Raw genomic sequence first — 4,412 nt, forward strand, 5'->3', positions numbered from 1 at the left:
CGGAGGGGATGTCGATGAGCAGCTGCAGGCTGGGGCATTTGGGCTTGGCCGCTTCCACCCGCGCGGTGAGGGAATCCTCGCAGATCACGCATGAGACCTTGGCGAAGTTCACGCGGAACTCGATGTCGTGCGGGGTCAGGAGCGAGGGCGAGGGGATGGGCAGCGCGCCGATGCGGCACAGGGCCAGCATCGACACCCAGTACTCCATGCGGCGGTAAAGGATGAGCATGACCCGGTCGCCCTTCTTCACGCCCTTGGCGGAAAGCGCGCTGGCGAGCTTCATGGACTCCTTCTGGAAAAATCCGAAGGAGTATTCGCGGCGGGTTCCGCCGTCGTCCACATGGATCATGGCCAGGCGGTCCGGCTCTTCAGCCGCGCGGGCGTCCAGGAAGTCGTAGGCGAAGTTGTAATTCGCGGGAACGTTGATGGCGTAGGCCGCCATGTAGTCGCGGTAGCGGCTGGGGCGGAGTTTTTCGTGCGTGGTGCTTTTCATGCTGTCTCGCCTCCCCCTAAAGGATCACGTCGAGGAACACGGCGTGCTTGTCGTCCAGGCCGCGCAGGGCGTGCGGAGTCTGGGAGTCGAAGTACAAAGAATCGCCGGGCTCCAGGGCCAGGGTTTCCTCGCCCAGACGCAGTTCCAGCCTGCCCTCCATCACGTGGATGAATTCCTGGCCGGAGTGGGACACGAGGTTCAGCTCCGCCGGGCTTTTGGGCGGCACGGTGATGAGGAAAGGCTCCATCTTGCGGCCGGAGAAGCGGTAGGCCAGGGACTTGTAGTCGTAGTCCTTGCGCCGCTCCACCGAGAGGCCCTCGCCCCGGCGCACCAGGGAGTAGCCCTTCAGGTGCGGCTCCACGCCGCTGATCAGGACGGTCAGATCCACATGGCAGGCCTGGGCCACCTTCATCATGAAACCCACGGGAATCTCGGCTTCGCCGGACTCGTAGATGCCGAGCTGTTCCGGGGTCACGCCGGTCTTGGCGGCCAGGTCCTCAACGCTCATGTCCAGGGCGTCGCGCAGGCCGCGCAGGCGCGGGGCGATGTCCTTGTACGCTTGTTCCAGGTGCATTGTTCCGCTCCTTTTAAACCTTGGGAGGCTCTTGCATGGCCTCGGGGAACATCTCGCCCGCCAGTTCGCGCAGCTTGTACTTCTGGATCTTGCCGCTGGCGGTCATGGGGTAGGCATCCACGAAGGCGATGTACTTCGGAATCTTGTACCGGGCTATCTGGCCGCGGCAGTAATCCTTCACGTCCTCGGGCTCCAGGTGCGCATCGGGCTTGAGGATGACGAAGGCGCCCACTTCCTCGCCGAACTTGCGGCTGGGCACGCCCACCACCTGCACGTCCAGGATGCCGTCCATGCGGTACAGGAACTCCTCAATCTCGCGCGGGTAGACGTTCTCGCCGCCGCGGATGATCATGTCCTTCAGGCGTCCGGTGACGGTGACGTAGCCCTCTTCGTCCATGACGCCCAGGTCGCCGGAATGCAGCCAGCCGTCCATGTCGATGGCCTTGGCCGTGGCTTCGGGGTTGTTGTAGTAGCCCTTCATCACGTTGTAGCCCCGGCAGCAGATCTCGCCCACCACGCCCCGCGCGGACTCCTCACCGGTCTCCGGGTCCTTGATGCAGACCTCGATCTCCGGCATGGCGCGGCCCACGGTCTCGGTCATCTGGCGCAAGCTGTCGCCGATGCGCGTCTGGGTCATCACCGGGCTGCCCTCGGTCAGGCCGTAGCAGATGGTGATCTCGCGCATGTTCATTTCGTTCATGGCGCGCTTCATGAATTCTATGGGGCAGGGCGAACCGGCCATGATGCCGGTGCGCAGGGTGCTGAAGTCGAAGCGCTTGAACAGCTTGTGCTCCAGCATGCTGATGAACATGGTGGGCACGCCGTAGATGGCCGTGCACTTCTCCTCTTCCACGCTCGTCATGGCCATGACCGGGTCGAAGTTCTCCAGAATGACCATGGCCGTGCCGTGGGTGACGCAGGCCATGACGCCCAGCACGCAGCCGAAGCAGTGGAACAGCGGCACGCCCAGGCACAGGCGGTCCTTCTCGGTGAAGTTCTGGTTCTCGCCGATCCAGTAGCCGTTGTTGCCGATGTTGTTGTGGGTCAGCTGCACGCCCTTGGGGAAGCCCGTGGTGCCGCTGGTGTACTGCATGTTCACCACGTCGTGCGGGGTCAGGGTGGCCTGGCGCGCCTCGTACTCTTCCGGGGTGGTCATGACCGACAGGGCCTGCACCTCGCTCATGGAGTACATGCCGCGGTGCTTCTCGGCTCCCAGGAAGATGACGCGCTTCAAATGCGGGAAGCGCGCGCAGGCGGCGTGGCCGCGCTCGGTGGTCTTCAGCTCCGGGGCCAGATCATAGATGGTGCCCACGTAGTCCGTGTCGCGGAAGCCGTCGATGAGCACCAGGTTCTCGCAGTCGCTCTGCTTCAGCAGGTACTCTATCTCGGCCTTGCGGTAGTGGGTGTTCACGGTCAAGAGCACGGCGCCTATTTTCGCCGTGGCGAACATGAGCACGACCCAGTAGGGCACGTTGTTGGCCCAGATGCCGACCTTCTCGCCCTTTTGCACGCCCATGGCCATGAGGCCCATGGCCACCTCGTCCACCAGGTCGGAGAACTGCCGCCAGGTGAGGCGGTAGTCGCGGTCAACGTAGACCACGGCGTCGCGGTTGGGCCATTTGGCCACGGTCTCGTCCAGAATCTGGCCCAGAGTGGCTTCGCGGATGGCTTGCTCTCTCGGCATGGCCTACTCCGGGAAGTAGAGCACCGCGTAGATGCTGGCGGGCTTGTCGCCTGCGGCGGAAAGATTGTGGGGCACCACGGAGTTGTAGTACAGGCTGTCGCCGGGGCCCAGGATGGTCGTCTCGCGTCCGTAGATGAGCTGCACCTGGCCGGAGACCACCACGATGAACTCCTCGCCCTCGTGGAAGGACAGCTTCTTGCTCTCCTCCGGCTCCGGGTTCATGACGATGAAGAAGGGCTCCATGTGGCGGTCGGTCTTGCCCTTGCCGAGCGAGTAGTACTCGTGGCTGGCGGGCTTATCGCCGTCCTGGTGCATGCTGAACTCTTCCTTGCGCTCGTCCAGGCGCACGATGAGCGGGTCGCGGCTGACGTGGTCGTCCAGGAAGGTGCCCAGGCGTACGCCAAGGGCGCGGGCGATCTTGAGCAGGGGCCCCAGGGAGGGGTAGAGATCCTTGCCCTCCACGGCGGCGAGGAAAGCCTCGTCCAGGCCGGTGCGTCCGGCCAGGTCGGCCAGGCTCAAGTTCTGCTTCTCGCGAAATGCGCGTATGCGCTCACCCACTTTCTTGTCCATGCTGCCCCCGTCCTCTCCTGATCTTGCGTGTTCACACACTTGGGCCGAAAAACGGCCAGCCTTCAGAGTGGCGAGAACCGTACCCCATCCGCCCCCAATTGTCGACTGCCGCCGCGTGTTTAAAGACCCGGAAACGGGCGGTCCTTGCCAGGCTGTGGCGAAGCGTGTAGCGTCGTCAATGGCCGCAGAACCGGGCCGGAACCGACCAGCAGCAAGGTGCATGCCCATGAGCGATCTGCACAATCAGGAACCGCAGGCAGCAGTCTACCGCCCCGAAGGCGGCAAAAGAATCAAGGGCCTCTTTTCCACTCAAACGGTGGAAAAGGTCGGCACCGGCACGACCCAACGCAAGACCATCAGCAAGATGTACTGGTACTGCACCCAGGAGGACGATGCGAACGTCTCTGTGCAGGCCTTGAACAAGAACATGGTTCCGGCCGGAACCGCCACCCAGGTCCCCTTTGAGGACTTCCTGGCGCGCTACAACCCCGAGCCGGAAATGTACATGAAGACCGTGTACCCCAAGATGCAGGAGCTGGCGGCCACCGTTTCCCGCGCGGAGGAAAGCCGCCAGCGCGGCGCGCTGTACAGCGCCCAGTTCGAGTACGAGAACGCGCTCGCCGTGGACGAGGAAAACGTGCGCGCCAACTTCGGCCTGGGCCTCACCTACGTGGAGCGCGGCGAAACGGCCAAGGCCCAGGACATCCTGGGACGCATCGTGGGGCTTGAGGCCGCCTTCGCGCCGGAGCACAAGCACCTGTTCAACGAGTTCGGCATCAGCCTTCGCAAAAGCCGCATGGTGGACCAGTCCGTGGAGTACTACACCCGCGCCCTGGCCCTTACCGCCACGGACGAGAACCTGCACTACAACGTGGCCCGCGCCTACTTCGACAAGGGCGACAAGGAAAAGTGCCGCGAACACCTGGCCGAAGCCCTGCGCCTGAACCCGGACCACGAGGAAGTGAAGCGGTTCATCGAATTCCTGGACGGCAAGAAGTAGGGCGAAGCCCATGTTCCAGGCCGAACACAGCGCACATGAGGTCCACCTGGCCCTGCGCGGGGTGCGCTTCGCCTATCCGCCCATCCCCGGC

The 4,412-nt window shown here is 63.8% G+C and carries 5 protein-coding genes; 1 reads left to right on the forward strand and 4 read right to left on the reverse strand.

Going from position 1 to position 4,412, the window contains the following annotated elements; translation table 11 throughout:
- The 4 genes from VN419_RS10625 to VN419_RS10640 all read right to left on the reverse strand — a co-directional run.
- Positions 1 to 493: AMP-binding protein (locus tag VN419_RS10625; RefSeq protein WP_325647205.1), on the reverse strand; the 493-nt coding region annotated here is incomplete at its 3' end.
- A 16-nt stretch (positions 494 to 509) separates the two neighbouring features.
- Complete coding sequence (locus VN419_RS10630) at positions 510 to 1,067, reverse strand: XRE family transcriptional regulator (RefSeq protein ID WP_325647206.1); 558 nt, start codon at positions 1,065 to 1,067, stop codon at positions 510 to 512.
- Positions 1,068 to 1,080: 13 nt separating this feature from the next.
- On the reverse strand, positions 1,081 to 2,751 hold the full coding sequence (locus tag VN419_RS10635; protein WP_325647207.1) for an AMP-binding protein: 1,671 nt from the start codon (positions 2,749 to 2,751) through the stop codon (positions 1,081 to 1,083).
- A 3-nt stretch (positions 2,752 to 2,754) separates the two neighbouring features.
- Positions 2,755 to 3,321: an XRE family transcriptional regulator gene (locus VN419_RS10640; RefSeq protein ID WP_325647208.1), complete on the reverse strand. Its 567-nt coding sequence runs from the start codon at positions 3,319 to 3,321 to the stop codon at positions 2,755 to 2,757.
- Positions 3,322 to 3,547: 226 nt separating this feature from the next.
- On the opposite strand from VN419_RS10640, the gene VN419_RS10645 reads away from it, so the two are divergent.
- Complete coding sequence (locus tag VN419_RS10645) at positions 3,548 to 4,321, forward strand: tetratricopeptide repeat protein (protein WP_325647209.1); 774 nt, start codon at positions 3,548 to 3,550, stop codon at positions 4,319 to 4,321.
- The last annotated feature ends 91 nt before the right edge of the window (positions 4,322 to 4,412 follow it).

This window comes from Humidesulfovibrio sp. (assembly GCF_035560995.1).
In the GTDB taxonomy this organism is placed as follows: domain Bacteria; phylum Desulfobacterota; class Desulfovibrionia; order Desulfovibrionales; family Desulfovibrionaceae; genus Humidesulfovibrio.